This is a genomic window from Roseobacter litoralis Och 149 (assembly GCF_000154785.2).
GTDB lineage: Bacteria > Pseudomonadota > Alphaproteobacteria > Rhodobacterales > Rhodobacteraceae > Roseobacter > Roseobacter litoralis.
The window spans coordinates 3,230,073-3,246,785 of sequence record NC_015730.1; the positions used below are offsets into that span (position 1 = coordinate 3,230,073).

The following is a 16,713-nucleotide window of genomic DNA, read 5'->3' on the forward strand; positions in this document are numbered from 1 at the left end:
TTACGGTCTTGCGCAAAAGTGTAAGATAAAATCAGACCGGACACCTGAGGAACCTCCCCTATGAACATAGCACTTCTGAACGACCTTGACCGTGAAGCGCTCAGAGGTTCTTTACTGTTTTCCACAATGACCGATGTGAATCTGTCCAGTGTTGTCGCGCCCGGTGGCGTCGTCGAATTGAAGCGCTCAGAATACCTGTTCGAACAGGGGGAACGTGCGGAAAATCTCTTTCTGATTCTGAACGGCTGGGCGCAGATTACCCGCGATGAGGTCGATGGATCACACACGCTCGTCGAGGCCTTTCACAAAGGGGATTGCCTGGCTGAAGCCCCTGCGCTGCTCGGCAGAGCGTATCCAGCGTCCTGTCAAGCCATGACCGATCTGCGCGCGCTTGCCGTAAATGGGGCGATGTTGCTCGATTTGATGCAAGATAACCGCTCTGTTCTGACGCATTCACTGGCCACTTTGTTCAAGAAATTGCACGGGCTCGTGGATGACGTCGAATGGCTCAAATCCCGTACGATCCGGGAGCGGTTGGTAAAATTTCTGCTGGAACAGTCTGATCATGTCAAAGACGGACAGGAATTCACCCTACCGTTCAGCAAATCCCTGATCGCTGCGAAAATCGGGACAAGTCCGCAGCAGCTGTCGCGGACGTTTCTGGAACTGAGAGAGCACGGCGTGCGAACACGTGGCCAAACCGCCATGATCAAAGACAGGCTCGTTCTCCGGGCTTTGATCCGCAAGCAGTAATTGACCGCCCTAAACGCGCAGAGCGAGTTCCGCCTCAGGGAAGTGGGCGAACATCGCCTCGGTTTCCGCTACAGAGAGGCAACTGGCGGCGGTTGATAACGCGTCCGCGAGGGCTGCGTTCTCGTGAAACACACTGATCGTATTCCATCGCTGCGAAGACACCCCACTGCGCGCATCGATGATGTGACCCTGCTCGCCTGCCAACACCGTCCCGCGTGGGGAGGATGTCGCAAGAGCCCGGTCGCGCAGGTGGACTTCCCTTAGCACGGCACCTGCTGGGTTCGAAATGCCGACCCGCCATGCGCCTGCGTCCGGACGGCTGCCCATTGCGCGCTGTTCCCCCGCATCCACGATCAGATCGACAAGACCGGCACGGCGCAACAGACCTGCAACGCGGTCCGTTATATAGCCTTGCGCGATCCCGTTGAACGTCAGCGCCATGCCCGGTCGCAGCACGACGGCATCCGTCGAAAACGTCAGATCGCCAAAATCACCGCGGGGTGTCGCGAGGCTCTGGCCCGCTGCGCGCGCAATCCACAGCGGCTGGACGGCAGGATCAAAGGCACCAAAAGACGCCTCCCAGACGCTATGCGACATACTCAAGACTTCAAGCAGTTCCGGGGCCGGTCGATCCAAACGGCCAGTTGCGTTCAATTGAGACAGGGCCGAGTGGTTTTGGTAAAGGCTGAAGATACCCTCAAGCCGTACGATTTCATCACGCACCAGCGCGAACAGGGGGGCGGCTTCGGCGTCGCTTACCCCTGACAAGACGATCTGCGAGGAGGCACCAAGCGCCACCCCCTGCCAGCGCGCTACCGGAGCCGCCGCCATTGCGCCTGTGGACAGCCCGACGAGCGGCAGCGCCGCTGCAAAATTCAGAAACCTGCGTCGCGAAAATCCGTGCTGTGTCATCCGTTTTCCTCCTGCCCGAAAGTCAGCTCAACCGGGGCCAGAAAGGCCTGATCGGGCACCTCATTTTTTTCGTAGATCGCTCCACCATAGCGGCTGGCAAAGGCCAAAGCGCGGGCGGGGTCTGAAAAGGGCACAAGTTCGGGCGCGCCCATACCTCCGGGTTTGTCCGACCCCACGACGTAATGCGCGTTTTGCGCCAACATCCAGTTTTCCGCGCCCGGCGTGTCCCAGGACACCGTGGACATGTCATTGACATAGACGGCGGCGACATAGCCTTCCTGCTCCGCACTGGCGAGATAGGTGAAGGCATCGCGCACCTGCGCAAAAAAGATCGGATCCGGCACGCCACTCAGGAATATCTGCGCCTTGGGGCCAGGGTGTTCGGAGATGTTCATCATGCAGTAATGCGCCACATTCTCGGCGGTCAACGGCATGGGATCCGGCGCCTCGGCCAGCTCTTCTTTGCAGGCAATCAGGAACAGCAAAGACAAAAGCAACAGTTTCTTCATGGAACCCTCCGTCCAAACACGAGGCGCGCCAGCGCCAGACCCAGCAGCGGCCACAGCAACAAAGACACCAAAGCCGCGCCCTGCGGCAGGGCCGCAACCGCAGCCCCCATGCCCGTCACCAGCGCTTGATCGGCAGACGCCGTGACACTGAACAGGCGCAAGGCATCCGCCGGGTTTGCCGCCAGCAGCCACGGAAACACCTGACGGCTGAACAGCCCGCCATCATCCCAGACCACAAGCGCGAGCAGCACCAGATCATAAAGCACCACGAGGACCAGCCAGATGAACCCCGCCCCCCCGGCGGCGGCGGCAACAGACCGGCTGAACCCCGATACGACATAGCCAAGCGCGATGAAGGCCGCCCCCAACAGGACCGCCCCCAGCATCAGCCGCAGCAGCGCCAATCCACTGGACACACCCGCGCCCCCCAGCGCAAAGGCCAGCGCCCCGGCAAGGCCAAAACCAATCCCGACCGCGATGGCGAGGCCCAAAAGATGCGCAAGGAACTTGCCCGCCAGCAACACGCCACGCGACACCGGATAGGTCAGAACCAAGGCCAGCGACCCGCGTTCCGCATCCCCCGCGATGGCCTCGAACGACATCAACAGAGCGACCAACGGCACCAGATAAACCGCCAGTGTGGTCATCGAGGCCACGGAGACGGTCAGCAAATCAACACCCAATGCCCCGGACGTGGTGGCCCCGGATACGGTCAGCGCCAGCGAAAACACCGACAGCAGTGCCGTGGCAATGACCAGCCAGCGATTGCGGCGCAGAATGCGGAATTCGGTGGCGGCGATGGCGAGAAGAGCGCTCATGAAGCCTCCGCAGGTTTTGAATAGTATCGGTAGAGGTCCTCGAGCGAGGGCGGGATAATCTCAACATCCGCGACCTGCGCGCCCATGGCCGTGACATCGGCCAAACGGGCCATCTTTTGATCCGGGGTGACGTTGAACTCCACGCGCGCACCATTGATGCGCTGCCCGCCAAACCGGTCAAACAACACGGTGGCATCGGCCTGCGCGGACAGCCGGAACCGGATCGGCATATTAGCCCGAGCGAACAGCTCTTGCAGCGGCGCATCCGCAACCAGCTGACCCCCGCGCAGAATGGCGATGCGGTCGGTGCGCGCCTCGATTTCCGTCAGCGCGTGGCTTGCGATCATCACGCCGGTGCCCTGCGCGGCCAGCGCGTCGATCAGCGAATAGAGGTCATGGCGCGCGATGGGGTCAAGCCCGCTCGTCGGCTCGTCCAGCAAGGCCAGCGCTGGTTTGCCCAGAAACACCTGCGCCATGCCCAGCCGTTGCCGCATGCCCTTGGAATAGGTGCCGATACGGCGTTCGGCGGCGTGCTCCAGCCCGACACGGGCAAGCAGGTTGTCGGCGTCACGGCGCTCCACGCGGGCGAGTTTTGCAAAGAGCCGCAGCTGTTCGCGCCCCGTCAGGGCCGGGTGAAACGATACCGCTTCGGGCAGATAGGCGACGGCGGCACGCGCGGCCGTACTGCCGACCTCATGCCCTGCGATCAGGGCCGTGCCGCTGTCGATGGGCAGCAGCCCCAAGATACCCTTCATCAACGTCGATTTGCCCGCGCCGTTGTGGCCAAGCAGTGCGACCCGCTCGCCCGCCCTGACGCTCAGCGACACGTCAGACACACCATCCGCGCCCTTGAAGCGGCGCGTTAATCTGCTGACTTCCAGCACGATATTATCCGCCATAGGAATTCCCCCAATCCGGCACGGCGATCTCAACCGGGCGCATCAGCGGGGCGCTGTCCATGACACCGCCCGGCGTTAACGCGGGAAAGGCCGATTGCGCCCATTGCACAAGCTGCACCGCGGGTGATCCCAACAACAAGCGTGCGGCGGGCTGCTGCCAGAGCATCTGGTCAATGCTGTCGTTGGGCCGGTAGGTGCCATCAGCGATCCCGTTGCCATCCAGATCAGTCGCGACGAAATCAGACCAGTAGTTGCCCCGCCCCTCCGCCGCCCAGTCCAGCCACTTGGTCGAGACATATTTGACCTGCGTGCGGTTGCCGACAAAAGCGTTGCCCGTGACGTCATTACGTTCAGACCCGGCGGTAAAATGGATGCCGATGCCGCACCGCTCAAACCGATTGTCCACAATTTCGTTCTTATGCGCGTTATAGACAAAGAGGCACTTCTTGGCCCCGTCCTGCACGTAATTGCCCCGCACCACGGAACGGTTGGTGAAGTTCAGCATCACCCCGTGATCCCGATCCCCGATGGAGACATTATCCAGCACACGCACTTTTTTCGAATACATCACCGCAAAGCCCAGATGGTTGCCCATCGACAGGTTGCCGCTGACCTCGCTGTCATTGGCATACATGTAATGCACCGCAAAGCGCAGATCGCGGAACCGGTTGCCCCGGAACACATTGCGTTTGGAGGTATTGACGAAAATCCCGTCCCGGCCCCAGCGGACATCGTTGCCCTCGACCACCGTGCCGGGCGCGTTCCAGACGTAGATGCCATTGCCACGCTGGTTCATCCGGTGGCCCTGACGGCCTTCGATGACATTGCCCGAAATCACCGCATCGCGCGCGCCATGCACATCGATACCATAAAGGTTGCCCTGTAAAAGGTTGCCCTCAATCACCGCGCCGGTGGCGGCTTTGGTCAGGGTAATGCCTGCATCCTTGGTCTCGTGACTGTCACCGGACCCGGTGAGACGCAGGCCCTCGACCCGCACGCCCTCAGCATCGACCGTGAGGACCGTACTCTGCCCGCCCGCGTCCAGATGCACGCCCGGCACGCCGATCAGGGTCACAGGACGCGAAAGGTGCACCGGGCCAGTGTATTGGCCCGGTGCAAGCCGCAGCACCGCGCCCGGTGCTGTGGCATCAACCAGTGGCTGCAAAGGCGTCCCGCTGGCAAACACAGGGCCTGCCAGTATCATCAGAAGGAACAGGAACGCCTTGAGCAACCGCATGGATCAGGTCGCCCGCGGCTCTACGAACATGCGGCCGCGCATCTCCATATGTAGCGCGTGGCAGAACCAGTTGCAGTAGAACCAATGCACACCGGGTCGATCCGCAGTGAAGGTGATGGACGCAGTCTGCTGCGGCCCCACTTCCATGGCGATACCGTGGTTGGACAGGCAGAAGCCGTGGGTCACATCATCGATGTCATCAAGGTTGGTGACATAGACGGTCACCTCATCCCCCTGCTGCACGGTGAATTTCTCAAGGCTGAATTCCGGCGCGATGGAATACATATAGACCCGCACCTTATTACCATCCCGGATCGGTTCGGGATGCCCGTCCTCAAGATCGACACCATCGGCTGCCGCCTGCTGGCGCGCCGCTTCCCAGCCCGGATCATCGCGGCTGTAGATGTTGACAGGGTTCACCTTGGAGGCATGCACGATGATACTGTCATGCGGTTCGGCAAAGGTCGGCCCGTCATGCACCACCTTCATCTCGCCGCTGGAGATATCGATGAGCTGCTCGTTTTCGGGCTTGAGCGGCCCGGTATTGAGGAACCTGTCTTTCGAAAACTTGTTCATCGAAATCAGCCATTTGCCGTCGGCCTCTGAAGTTTCGCCCATGGAGGTGGAGTTATGCCCCGGCTGGTAATGCACATCGACCTTGGAGACGATCGGATCGACGTCTTCACCGTTATAGGCCGCAATCGCCTTTTCCATGTTCCACTTGGCCACCTGACTGTCGAGGAAGAGCGTGGTGAAACAGTTGCCCTTCCCATCAAACGCGGTGTGTAGCGGGCCAAGGCCCAATTCAGGCTCCGCGACGATGCAGGACCGTGGGTCCGCGCCCTCAAACACCGCATCCACCAGCGTCACGTCAATGACGGACACGGTCGGAGACAGCTTGCCGTTGATGACGATGTGCTGTTTGTCGGGGGCCGCGTTACAGCCATGCGGGCTGTTGGGGATGGGGATATAGCGGGTGTACTGCGAATTGGCCGCCTTGCGCCCGTCGAGCACCCGCACGCCGTTCAGTATCTGGCCTTCACCCGCTTCTACCGCCGCTTCAATGGCCGCGATGTTAAAGACGACGCAGTGATCCGTTTCATTGGCGGTCATCTCGGCAAGGTTCATGCCCATTTCCGAGTTATACGAGGTCGCAAAGGCATATTTGCCCTGATAATCCGCATCGCAGTTATCAAGGTTGCCGCTCACGATCACCTGCCATGCGACTTTCATCTCATCGCCATCAATCGCGGTGAAGATGTTCACATACTGATCTGGTTCATCCAGAATTTGCCCGTCATTGACCAGCGGCACTTCATGTTCGCCATTGGCAAAGACATAGCCCGTGCGCGGGTATTTCTGAGGGCGCATGCCGTGGATGTCCTGCGCGTTAGGGATCTCGATGATCTTGTCGCATTTCATGATGTCGCAGCGTATGCGCGCGACCCGCGTGTTGGCCTTGTCATTGGCAAAGATATAGCGCCCGTCGTAGGTGCCATCGGTGAAGCTCATATGCGGGTGGTGCAAATCGCCGTTGTCATAGGTTTTCATACCGCGCTTGGCGAGCATTTCCTTGGTCTCGGGCAGCAACCCTTCGGTTAGCACCTGAAGGCTCTCGTTGGTCTGGCCCCATCCGGTGGCCGAGCAGCGGTTGAACACCGGGATCCGCATCAGTTCGCGCATGGACGGAAAGCCGAGAATCCGGATTTCACCCGATTGGCCTGACGACCAGAAACCGTAGTATTCGTCCAGCTCTCCGGGGGCGAGATTGAATGCGCCCTCTGCCGCGTTCGCCTTGCCCGCACTGCCCAACAGCCCGGCACCGCCGGCGGCTGCAAATGCAGCGCCCCCTGCGGTTGCTCCCATGAGTTGACGCCGGTTCAGGCGCATTTGCGCTTTGCGTTCTTCTTCAGACATAGTCCATCTCCTTTATTTCAGGTCTTTTCCAAGACCGGTGGTTTTGTGGAAAACGCATCCAGCGCTTCCGTGCCGGCGCTTGCTTTGGCGCGGCGTTTGAGTTGTTTGATGATGACCGGGCATTTTGCGTCAGACTGGTACAGCACCTGACAGTGCAGGCAGTTGACGCATTCGTTGGGGTTGATTTCGCCCGTCGGATGGATCGCCTGCACAGGACATTCATTGGCGCAGGTATGGCAGGGGTTGCCACATTCTCGATACCGTTTGAGCCAGTCAAACATGCGCATCCGCGCCGGGATCGCGAGTGCTGCCCCCAAGGGGCAGACATAACGGCAGTAGAATCGTTCGACGAATAATCCGATGAAAAGCATGCTTAGCGCAAAGACCACGAAGGGCCATTCACGCGCGAACTTCAGGATGATTGCGGTCTTGAACGGCTCGACCTCGGCCAGCGCTTCGGCGCGTGGCAAAGAGGTCAGCGAGACCGCGAACAGCCCCAGAAAGATCATGTACTTGATCGGCCACAAGCGTTCATGCAGCCCCCAAGGCAGCTCAAACTGCGGGACCTTGACCGCCCGCGCAATCTTGTTCGAAAGCTCCTGCAGCGCGCCAAAGGGGCAGAGCCAGCCGCAATAGGCCCCCCGGCCCCAGAACAACAGCGCCGCTGCGATCGCGAACCACTGGATGAACACCAGCGGATCGAGCAGGAACGCATCCCAGCTAAAGCCAGACCGCAGAGCCCCGCCAAGCGCCAGCAGGTTCACGACCGACAGTTGCGCGTTCGTCATCCAGCCCAAAAACACCAGCGTCATCGTCAGAAAACCGATGCGGACCCAATAGAACACCCGCGCGTTTCTGGTGAACTGCTTCTGAAAGAAGAAGATCGCCGACAGGGTGAGCAGCATCGCGATCAGGACGGCGATCTCGACCTGTTTGTCGCGCCAGACGCGTTGCCACAGGGCGGTTTTGGCCGCCGCTTCATCCTCGACCGCCGAATGGACGACCGGGGCCTGTTTGATGAAGCGCTCAGGCAGTTGATAGCCCAGATCGACGGTCACAAAGGCTTTGGTCACGGCACCGGTCGCGCGTTGCACCAGCAGTTGCAACCGCCATGGCTCGGCCGGATCAAACTCGGCATCGACGGGGATTTTAAAGATATCAAGTTCGGTGAAGGCAGGCGCATCCGCAGGGTCCAACCGCCCCAGCCGCTTGTGACCGCTATCAAAAAAGCGCAGCGCGCGGTCGCCCTGAATAAGCTGAATGCGGTCGAAAATTCCGCCCCGGACATAGCCCGATCCTTTGAACGAATATTTGCCGCGCCCGGTGACGAGGATCGCCTCTTCCCCCTCTTCCAGCCAGTCGGTCAGGTTGGCATATTCGGCCTCGCCCAGCAGGCTGCGCCCGATTTCGGGGATGCTGACCAATGCGGCGGTCATTTCAATGAAGGTATCTTCGGGCGCGCCGGGTTCCGGGCGGGCTGCGGCCTTTTCGTCGCCGCCCTGTTCAAACGCGCGGTTCACCTGCCCCACATCCAGCGCCAGCGTGCGCACAGAGCCATCACCAGTCAGCGTCATCCAATCGGCAGTCGCCGTACTGCTGCGGTCGATTTCACGCTTGGGCAACGCGACCTCTACCGACAAACCGCCCAGCGACAGCATGCGCGCAACCTTTATCCCGGCGCGCACGATGCTGTCATCGATCACCATGATCGTGACGGTCGCCCCCGAGATGATATCGAGGTCATGCCCCGCACCACCGGCTTGCACTTCGGCCTTGAGGTCGAGCCCGCGATACCCTTCGGTCACGGCCTTCACCTTACGGTCCGGGATGCCGATCAGGACAATCGGTTCGGAGTGTTTGACCAGATGCGCCGCCATGACGTTGGCATCCTGGTCGATTGCGGCAACCACGTGGATTGGCTTGCCCGAATACCCCGTCGTGCCGACAAAATCCGAAGTGAGGAAAACATATCCCAACGTCTCGCCACCGCGTAGAATCGGGGCCACTTTGGTATCAGGATCAATCACGCCAAAACCATCGGCATCAGCCGCAAAGTCGGTGGCCGCAAGATCGGGCAGGAAACTGGCAAGCGTCTCGGCGGATGCTGTGCGCACAGCACCAGTTACACTTAAAAGAAAAAGTGCACAGATCACGATCAAGGCACGGGCTATTGGCATGTCGACGGCTCCCCGAACGACACTCCGACACTGCGGTGCGGCACACCTTGACTTAAGTCAAGATACGGGACTTTCAGCGCAAATTCACAATCCGGAATATCTCAGGCGGCGCAAGCGTGAAACACCGCAGGACAGGACAGATAAGAGTTGTCACTGGCCGACCCCGGTGCCGCAACATGGCACCCCAGAATAATACCGCGCGCACATCCGATACCATCCATAAAGGCAGCCGGATTTATGTTCACAGGTACCCGTATCAGACCACAGCCATCTCGACCTTTTCCAGTGGCTCGCCCTAAGACATTTGGATTGTTGACCGAATCGCCACAATACGCTCACAATGTTGTCATTTAGTATTGGTTAAAAAAGGATTAACACCATGGCAACTCCCACAGTATGGCTCAATGCATTTCAGGTGAACACTGGCACCGCCGCGACTGGCAGCCAATCGGAACCGAAAATCATCGGATTGAATAACGGACACTTCGTCGTTGCGTGGCAGGAAAACGCGGCAGGGCAGGATGCCCCCGCGGGGGCTGTGGCGACAGCGCGAGGCACGGATATCGTTGCCAAGATTTTTGACGCCGAGGGAAATGTGGTGCGCGATTCGTTCCAGCTGAACTCGGACCGGAATTTCGATGATGAACTGGATTTCGACCTGACAGCCACCCATGATGGCTTCGCGATGACCTACATCGACGATTCGATCAGCAACGTGAACCAGACCACCGTCTACTACGAACGTTTCGAATTCGATGGCGACCGTCAGACCGGCACGGGCACGTCGTTTCAGATCGATAATGAAAACGTCGCAGCAGACTTCCTGCGCAACCCGCAAATTGCAGCCAACCTGATTGCATCCAACGATGACATCTATGTCGCCTACGACGATGATGTCGGCACAAACACCAATATCAACGCACGGATCATCGACGAAGCGAACGTGCTCTCAGCTGAATTCGGATCGGCGCAAAACAGCATTGATTTTGACCGTCTCGGTGACGTGACAGTTTTGAGCAACGGCAACTTTGTTACGGCATACCTCGAAGATGACAACGGTACGACCAGTCTTGAATTTGTCATCCGCGACCAGACGGGCGCTGACGTAGGCCCTGCCCGCGCGCTTGCAAGTGAAGGTGACGAAGTGGACATCGCAGCGCTTGAAGGCGGCGGCTTTGTCGCTGTTTACACGTTGAACAGCGATGTTCTGGTCCGTACCTTCGACAACACAGGCACTCTTCAAGTTGGGCCCCTTGCTGTCGCCTCCGGGACGAACATTCAAAACGAGCCAGTCGTGGTCGGCCTTTCCGATGGCGGTTTCGTTGTAGCGTGGGACGACGATACAACCGGCAACCTGTTCGCCCGCCGATACGAAGCTGACGGGACCACGGACGGCACCACCTTCACGGTTGAAAACACAGGCACCACGCAGATCGATATCGGCACCACAGGTGACGGTCGCATCCTGTTTAGCTGGCTGGCGCAGGGCGGCGAAATTTTTGCCTCTGTCTGGGATCCGCGCCCATCGGTGATCGACCCCGACGATTTTGACGGCCAACGCGCGCATGTGCTGGATTCAGACGTGATCACAACCGGGATTGGTGGCTCGACCGTGCTTGCAGGTGTAGGTTCAAAAACCGTATTCGGCCAGGGTGGAGATGACATCATCAATGCCTCGTCCGGCGGTGGCGAATATTTTGGTGGCGGCGGCAATGACATCATCTTTGCCAGCAATACCGCCTTTGAAACGCTCGACGGCGGTACCGGCATCGATACGCTGAACACCACGCTGTTCAACGGCACCTATGAAATCAACCTCGTCACAGGCGTGACCAACTTTGCGCCCGAATCCTTTGTCAACTTCGAGAACGTCGTCACCGGCAACGGCAATACCACGATCACCGGGACAGTCGGTGCAAATGTCATTACCACCGGCAGTGGCAATGACACGGTGAATGCCGGGGCGGGCAATGACACGATCAACACTGGTGCGGGCAACGACACGGTAGAGGCAAGCTCAGGAAGTGACACGATTTTCCTTGGCGATGGCAATGATACCGCGACGTCTTCGGGGACCGATACGATCTTTGGCGAGGCGGGGGATGACCTGATCTTTGCCGGGCTTGGCTTGCCGGAAACCCTTGATGGGGGCACCGGGGTTGATACGCTGAACACGACTTTGTTCAACGGCTCCTATGTCGTCAATCTTGCGACCGGGCTGACGAATTTCGCGGGCGAGGTCTTTACCAACTTCGAGAATATCATTTCCGGCAGTGGCAATGATGAGTTGCTTGGCACGTCAAGCGCCAATGAGATGGATGGCGGGGCCGGAAATGACCGGATTCTCGGCCTTGGGGGCAATGACGAATTGATCGGTGGCCTTGGCAGCGACATCCTGAACGGCGGTGACGGCAATGACGAGATCGACGGCGGCGATGGCAACGACATCATGTATGGCGGCACTGGCAATGACGACATGGAAGGGGGCGACGGTGACGATCTGCTGATCGGCAACGACGGCAATGACATGATGGAGGGCGGCCTCGGCAACGACGTGTTCCGCGGTGGCACTGGGGTCGATATTATCGACGGCGACGAAGGCGACGACGAAGCCTTTGGCGGCGATGGCAACGACGTCCTGCGCGGTGGCGATGGCAATGACCTGATGGACGGCAGCGCCGGGGACGACTCCATTCAGGGCGGGGATGGCAATGACATCCTTGTAGGTCAGATCGGTAACGACATACTGCAGGGCGACAGCGGGGCGGATGAGTTGCGCGGCGGCGGCGGCGATGATTTGCTGAATGGCGGAACGGGCAACGATACGCTGTTTGGTGGCGCCAATGAGGACACTCTGTTGGGCGGTTCTGGCGATGACTTCCTGCAGGGCAACCAGCAGGATGATGAACTCTTTGGCCAGTCAGGCAATGACCGGTTGTTCGGCGGTGATGGCTTTGACTTCCTCAATGGCGGCATCGGGGATGACCGGCTTGAGGGCAACAACGGGCGCGACACGCTGGTTGGCGGCACGGGCGCGGACATCCTGATCGGCGGGGCCTTGGGCGACACGTTTGTGTTCTCCAGTGTGGCGGATTCCAACCTTGCCAGCAGAGACACGATTGTCGGCATCGATGGCATCGGCGTGGCCAATGGCGACATCATCGACGTCTCCGCCATCGACGCGGACACCACAGTCGGGGGAAATCAGGCCTTTACCTTCCTCGGGCTGCAGACGACCGCATCGGCCCTGTCCTTTGGTGCAGGCGCGCTTTGGGTCGAGAACGCAGGCGGGCCGACACTGCTGTTCGGGAACATCGACAACGACGCCACGATCGAGTTCGCCGTCCAGATCAACGACGGTGCGGGCACCTCGGCGGCAGATTACACCTTGGGTGACTTCATCGTCTGAAGCACGCCCTTGACCTGAAAAACCACCACGCGCCGCTCAACACAGAGCCCGCGTGGTGGGCATGCCCGGCGCTACGGATCGAGGAAAAACAGGCTGATTGACGGTACCAGCGCCAACAGGACCAAGACACAACAGGTCACGATGAAAAAGGGCACCGCCACGCGGAAGACCTTCAGCGGACTGACCCGCGCCACGGAGGCGGCCACGTAAAGACCGATGCCAACCGGAGGCGACAAAAGCCCCAGTATCAGGTTGATCGACACCACAACCCCGAAATGCACCGGATGGATGCCGTAGACTTCGGTCGCGATGGGCAGCAGGATGGGCACCACCATGATCAGCCCGGGTATCCCGTCGATCACCGTACCGACCAGCAGCAGCATGACCAGCACCAGCAACATGAAACCCGCAGGCGACGTGGCCACAGTTTGTATCCACGCCGCTGCCGCCTGTGGCACCTGCCCGAACACCAGCACCCATGAAAACACGCCTGCCGCCGCCACCAGAAAGAGCACCAGCGCCGAATTGATGCCCGTGCGCAGCAGAATCTTGGGCAGGTCCGACAGCTTGAGCGTCCGGGTGATGAAACCCAGCAGCGCCGCACAAAGCGCGCCAAGTGCTGCCGCCTCGGTGGGCGAGCCGAAACCGCCCAGAATGGTGCCGATGATCACCGCGGGGATCGACAGCATCGGCAACGCCTTACGCACTGCCATCCACCGGTCGGGCCAGGTGACCTTTTGCCCCCTCGGATAGCTGTGCCAGATGCCAAGAAAGGCAATCGTGCCAATGAACAGGGCCGTCAGAATCAGACCCGGAAGGATGCCCGCGACCAACATATCGCGCACCGCAACCTGCGCGAGCACCGCATAGACCACGAAGACGATGGACGGCGGGATGATCGGCCCCAGCAAACCTCCAAAGGCGGTGACGGCGGTGGCAAATTCGCGTTTGTAGCCTTCCTTTTCCATTTCCGGCACCATGACCTGCGACATCATCGCGATCTGCGCCGTGGCCGACCCGAGGATCGAGGCCACCATCATATTGGCAATCAGGTTGATATAGGCGAGCCCGCCACGGACCGCGCCAATAAAGGTCGCGGCCAGCCGGACCAGCCGTTGGGTAATACCCGCCCCGTTCATCAACTCGCCGATCAGAATGAACAACGGGATCGCCAAGAGGCCGAAGTTGTTCAGCGCGCTGAACATTTGCAAACCGTAGCTGTTCAAAAGCAGGCCGTTGCCGGTCCATAGGATGAATACGACCGCCGCAAGCGACAACACGATGCCGATGGGCACGCCGATGACCAGCAGGACGAAAAAGGCGGCTCCGGTCACGGGTTACTCCCCGGCCTGCAGGTCAGACAACAGACCTTTGGGGCGCGCGACAAACCCCATGTCTTCAGCAAGGTTCGTGATCGCATGGATGGTGATCGCAAGGGCGAACCACGGCATGATCAGATAGATGTAAAACAGCGGCACGCCCATGACCGGGGTCGTATCCGTATAGGTGAAATTGAACGTGGCCCCTTCAAAGGTCGGAATGTCGAAACCGGCAGCGGCAAGGGCCAGCGGATCAAACCAGAGCCAGCAAAAATAACATAGCAACACGCCAAAGAGCACGGTGGCAAAGGACACTGCGGTTCGCAACGCCCGGATAACCCGCGCAGAGGTCAACTCGTAGACCAGAAGCACAGCCGGGTCGATACGCGCACGCAGCATAAGCGATGCGCCCAGAAACCCGCTGACGATCATCGAATAGACCGCGACTTCATCCGCCCATGCGATGGTGATGCCAAAGACACGCAGAATGACATTCATCAGCACGAAAATGAAAATCATGAGCACCAGCAGCATGAGCAACACCTTTTCGATACTGGCGATAACCGCAGACAGTCTGCTGATGGATCGACTGAGCATGAACGCGCGTCTCTCGTCTTTTCAATGGGCACAGGGCAGCCGCGATGACTGCCGTGTGCTAAAATGAGTTGGATCAGAAATCAGCGACCAGATCACGCATACGCTGGACATAGGGCGTCTGCTCGGCCCATTCCGCGTCCCAGCGCGCAACGATGTCGCCAAAAAACTCAGGGCCCACATTCTCGGTGATGCTCAGGCCCTCAACTTGGCGCAGCTGCTCCAGCTTGGCGTCTTCACCTTCGACAAAACGGTCGATGGTGCGGTCACAGTGGATCTGGATCGCGTCGCGCAGGATCATTTGATCTTCGGGCGAAAGGCCAGCCCAGACGCGACCAGAAACCAGCGCCACCATCCCGAACAGGTGGTGGTTTGTCTCCATCATATATGTCGCATGGTCGTAGTAGCCAAAGTTGATGATCGACTCGTGGTCCATGTCGATCGCGTCGATCTGCCCGTTGGCCAGAGCGTCATAAACCTGTGTCAGCGGCATGGGTGCGGGGGCCGCGCCGAACATCTCAAAAAACGTTCGGATCGGCGGGGCGGGTGTAATGCGGAAACGCAAGCCGTCCAGTTCAGCCGCACTTGCAACCGGGTTCTGGGTCAAAAGCTGGCGCATGCCCGTCATGGCATAGCAGACCCCAACCGTTCCGGTCGCCCGAGGCAGTTCGCCAAGGATTTCGCGGGCCACATCCGAACGTAGCACTTTGGCGGCATCGCCGATGTTATCGACCAGGAACGGCGCATGCAGAGCGCCCATGGCGGGCACGCGGTTGGTAATCTCGGCCGATGTCAGCCACGCCATATCAAGTGCGCCGGTCTGCAATTGTTGCAGCATCGTCGTTTCACTGCCCAACTGACCTGAAGGGAACGCCACGACCGTAAACCTGCCATCCGACATCTCGGACAGCGTATCGCTGAGCGCTGCGACCTCCTGATTCCAGACATGAACCGGCGGCGTGATAAGACCAAGACGGAACTCGCGGTCCTGCGCCGATGCGGAGAATGGCAGCGCCAGCACCGCAAATGCAACAGCCGCGAACGTAGTGAATTTCGACATTTTGTGATCTCCCTGACAGCCATACATTCTGCATGGCCTGAAACTATTCAAATCCGTGTCCTTAGGCCACCGTCGAATTCGGCCGGAGGCCACCCTGAACATCTCATTTGCATACATACATTCGCAGCACAGACGTGCAGGTCAAGTTTTTTCAGCGAAAAACAACGCGCAAGGGTCCGCGTTTTGACCAAACGCGCGAGATTTCACCATGTTTACCCGAGCATTCAGGGAGTGCGCATGAGATGGCAGCGCCACCCTGCGATCAGTCGACGAAGGCGCGTTCCACCACAAAGGTTGCGGGCTTGTTATTCGCCCCTTCAACGAGACCGAAACCTTCAAGCGTTGCCTTCGTGTCGTTCAGCATCGCCATTGATCCGCAGATCATGCCGCGATCGGTCTCGGGCGAGATGGGCGCAACCCCCAGATCCTCGAACAGCTTGCCCGACGCCATCAGATCCGTGATCCGCCCCGTGAACGGGTAGGCTTCGCGCGTGACGCTGGTGTAGTGGCGCAGGCGTCCGGTTGCGAACTCGCCGACCAGCGGGTCCTCAAGGCATTCGGCAACCAGCTGCTGACCGTATTTCAGCTCATTCACCTCGCGGCAGGTATGGGTCAGGATAACCTCATCGAATTTGTCGTAAGTATCGGGATCACGGATCAGCGATGCAAAAGGCGCGATCCCGGTGCCGGTGGAGAACATATAGAGCCGCTTACCCGGCAGTAACGCATCATTCACCAGCGTGCCCGTGGGCTTTTTGCGCATCAGGACCGTATCGCCGGCTTTGATCTTTTGCAGATGGCCGGTCAGCGGCCCGCCCGGCACTTTGATCGAATAGAACTCGATCTCCTCGTCCCAGGACGGGCTGGCAATTGAATAGGCGCGATACACCGGCTTTTCCGCGTTGGGCAGCCCGATCATCACAAATTCACCGGAACGGAAGCGAAAACTCGCGGGCCGGGTGATACGGAACTTGAACAGGCGGTCTGTGAAATGTTCGACGGCGGTGACGGTCTGGGCAAAAACGCCTGCCGGTATCGCGAAGGAGGCAGCGCTGCCCTGCACAATCGGAGTGAATTCGTTCATGATCTGCCTCGATCCTCACTGTTCA

At 59.4% G+C, this 16,713-nt stretch carries 13 protein-coding genes; 2 read left to right on the forward strand and 11 right to left on the reverse strand.

Features of this window, described 5'->3' with window-relative positions; all coding sequences use genetic code 11:
* The first annotated feature begins 60 nt into the window (after positions 1–60).
* On the forward strand, positions 61–753 hold the full coding sequence (locus tag RLO149_RS15330; protein ID WP_013963015.1) for a Crp/Fnr family transcriptional regulator: 693 nt from the start codon (positions 61–63) through the stop codon (positions 751–753).
* A 9-nt stretch (positions 754–762) separates the two neighbouring features.
* On the opposite strand, the gene RLO149_RS15335 is transcribed toward RLO149_RS15330, so the two are convergent.
* From RLO149_RS15335 to RLO149_RS15365, 7 genes are read right to left on the reverse strand one after another with little or no spacing between them, the layout of a single operon-like run.
* Positions 763–1,665, reverse strand: a complete 903-nt coding sequence (locus tag RLO149_RS15335; protein ID WP_013963016.1) for an FAD:protein FMN transferase — start codon at positions 1,663–1,665, stop codon at positions 763–765.
* On the reverse strand, positions 1,662–2,174 hold the full coding sequence (locus RLO149_RS15340; RefSeq protein ID WP_013963017.1) for a nitrous oxide reductase accessory protein NosL: 513 nt from the start codon (positions 2,172–2,174) through the stop codon (positions 1,662–1,664). The genes RLO149_RS15335 and RLO149_RS15340 overlap by 4 nt, the downstream gene beginning before the upstream one ends.
* Positions 2,171–2,992 carry an ABC transporter permease gene (locus RLO149_RS15345; RefSeq protein ID WP_013963018.1) on the reverse strand — a complete coding sequence of 274 codons (822 nt, stop codon included), beginning with the start codon at positions 2,990–2,992 and terminating at the stop codon, positions 2,171–2,173. The genes RLO149_RS15340 and RLO149_RS15345 overlap by 4 nt, the downstream gene beginning before the upstream one ends.
* Positions 2,989–3,891, reverse strand: a complete 903-nt coding sequence (locus tag RLO149_RS15350; protein ID WP_044025379.1) for an ABC transporter ATP-binding protein — start codon at positions 3,889–3,891, stop codon at positions 2,989–2,991. The genes RLO149_RS15345 and RLO149_RS15350 overlap by 4 nt, the downstream gene beginning before the upstream one ends.
* A complete protein-coding gene (locus RLO149_RS15355) occupies positions 3,881–5,128 on the reverse strand; it encodes a nitrous oxide reductase family maturation protein NosD (protein WP_013963020.1) in 1,248 nt (415 codons plus the stop codon). Before RLO149_RS15355 ends, RLO149_RS15350 begins: the two co-directional genes overlap by 11 nt.
* A gap of 3 nt (positions 5,129–5,131) precedes the next feature.
* Positions 5,132–7,045 (reverse strand): TAT-dependent nitrous-oxide reductase, encoded by a 1,914-nt coding sequence (nosZ, locus tag RLO149_RS15360; RefSeq protein ID WP_013963021.1) that lies wholly within the window; start codon positions 7,043–7,045, stop codon positions 5,132–5,134.
* A 17-nt stretch (positions 7,046–7,062) separates the two neighbouring features.
* On the reverse strand, positions 7,063–9,222 hold the full coding sequence (locus RLO149_RS15365; RefSeq protein ID WP_013963022.1) for a NosR/NirI family protein: 2,160 nt from the start codon (positions 9,220–9,222) through the stop codon (positions 7,063–7,065).
* A 379-nt stretch (positions 9,223–9,601) separates the two neighbouring features.
* Between RLO149_RS15365 and RLO149_RS15370 the strand changes: the two genes are divergently transcribed.
* The gene (locus tag RLO149_RS15370) at positions 9,602–12,631 is read left to right on the forward strand and encodes a calcium-binding protein (RefSeq protein WP_013963023.1); all 3,030 of its coding nucleotides are present in this window, start codon (positions 9,602–9,604) and stop codon (positions 12,629–12,631) included.
* Positions 12,632–12,702: 71 nt separating this feature from the next.
* On the opposite strand, the gene RLO149_RS15375 is transcribed toward RLO149_RS15370, so the two are convergent.
* From RLO149_RS15375 to RLO149_RS15390, 4 genes are all read right to left on the reverse strand, one after another.
* Positions 12,703–13,965 carry a TRAP transporter large permease gene (locus tag RLO149_RS15375; protein ID WP_013963024.1) on the reverse strand — a complete coding sequence of 421 codons (1,263 nt, stop codon included), beginning with the start codon at positions 13,963–13,965 and terminating at the stop codon, positions 12,703–12,705.
* 3 nt (positions 13,966–13,968) lie between these two features.
* Positions 13,969–14,547, reverse strand: a complete 579-nt coding sequence (locus RLO149_RS15380) for a TRAP transporter small permease (RefSeq protein WP_013963025.1) — start codon at positions 14,545–14,547, stop codon at positions 13,969–13,971.
* A gap of 73 nt (positions 14,548–14,620) precedes the next feature.
* Entirely contained in the window at positions 14,621–15,604 is a 984-nt protein-coding gene (locus RLO149_RS15385) for a TRAP transporter substrate-binding protein (protein WP_013963026.1), read from the reverse strand.
* Between the two features lie 262 nt (positions 15,605–15,866).
* Positions 15,867–16,688 (reverse strand): ferredoxin--NADP reductase, encoded by an 822-nt coding sequence (locus tag RLO149_RS15390; protein ID WP_013963027.1) that lies wholly within the window; start codon positions 16,686–16,688, stop codon positions 15,867–15,869.
* Positions 16,689–16,713 lie beyond the last annotated feature (25 nt).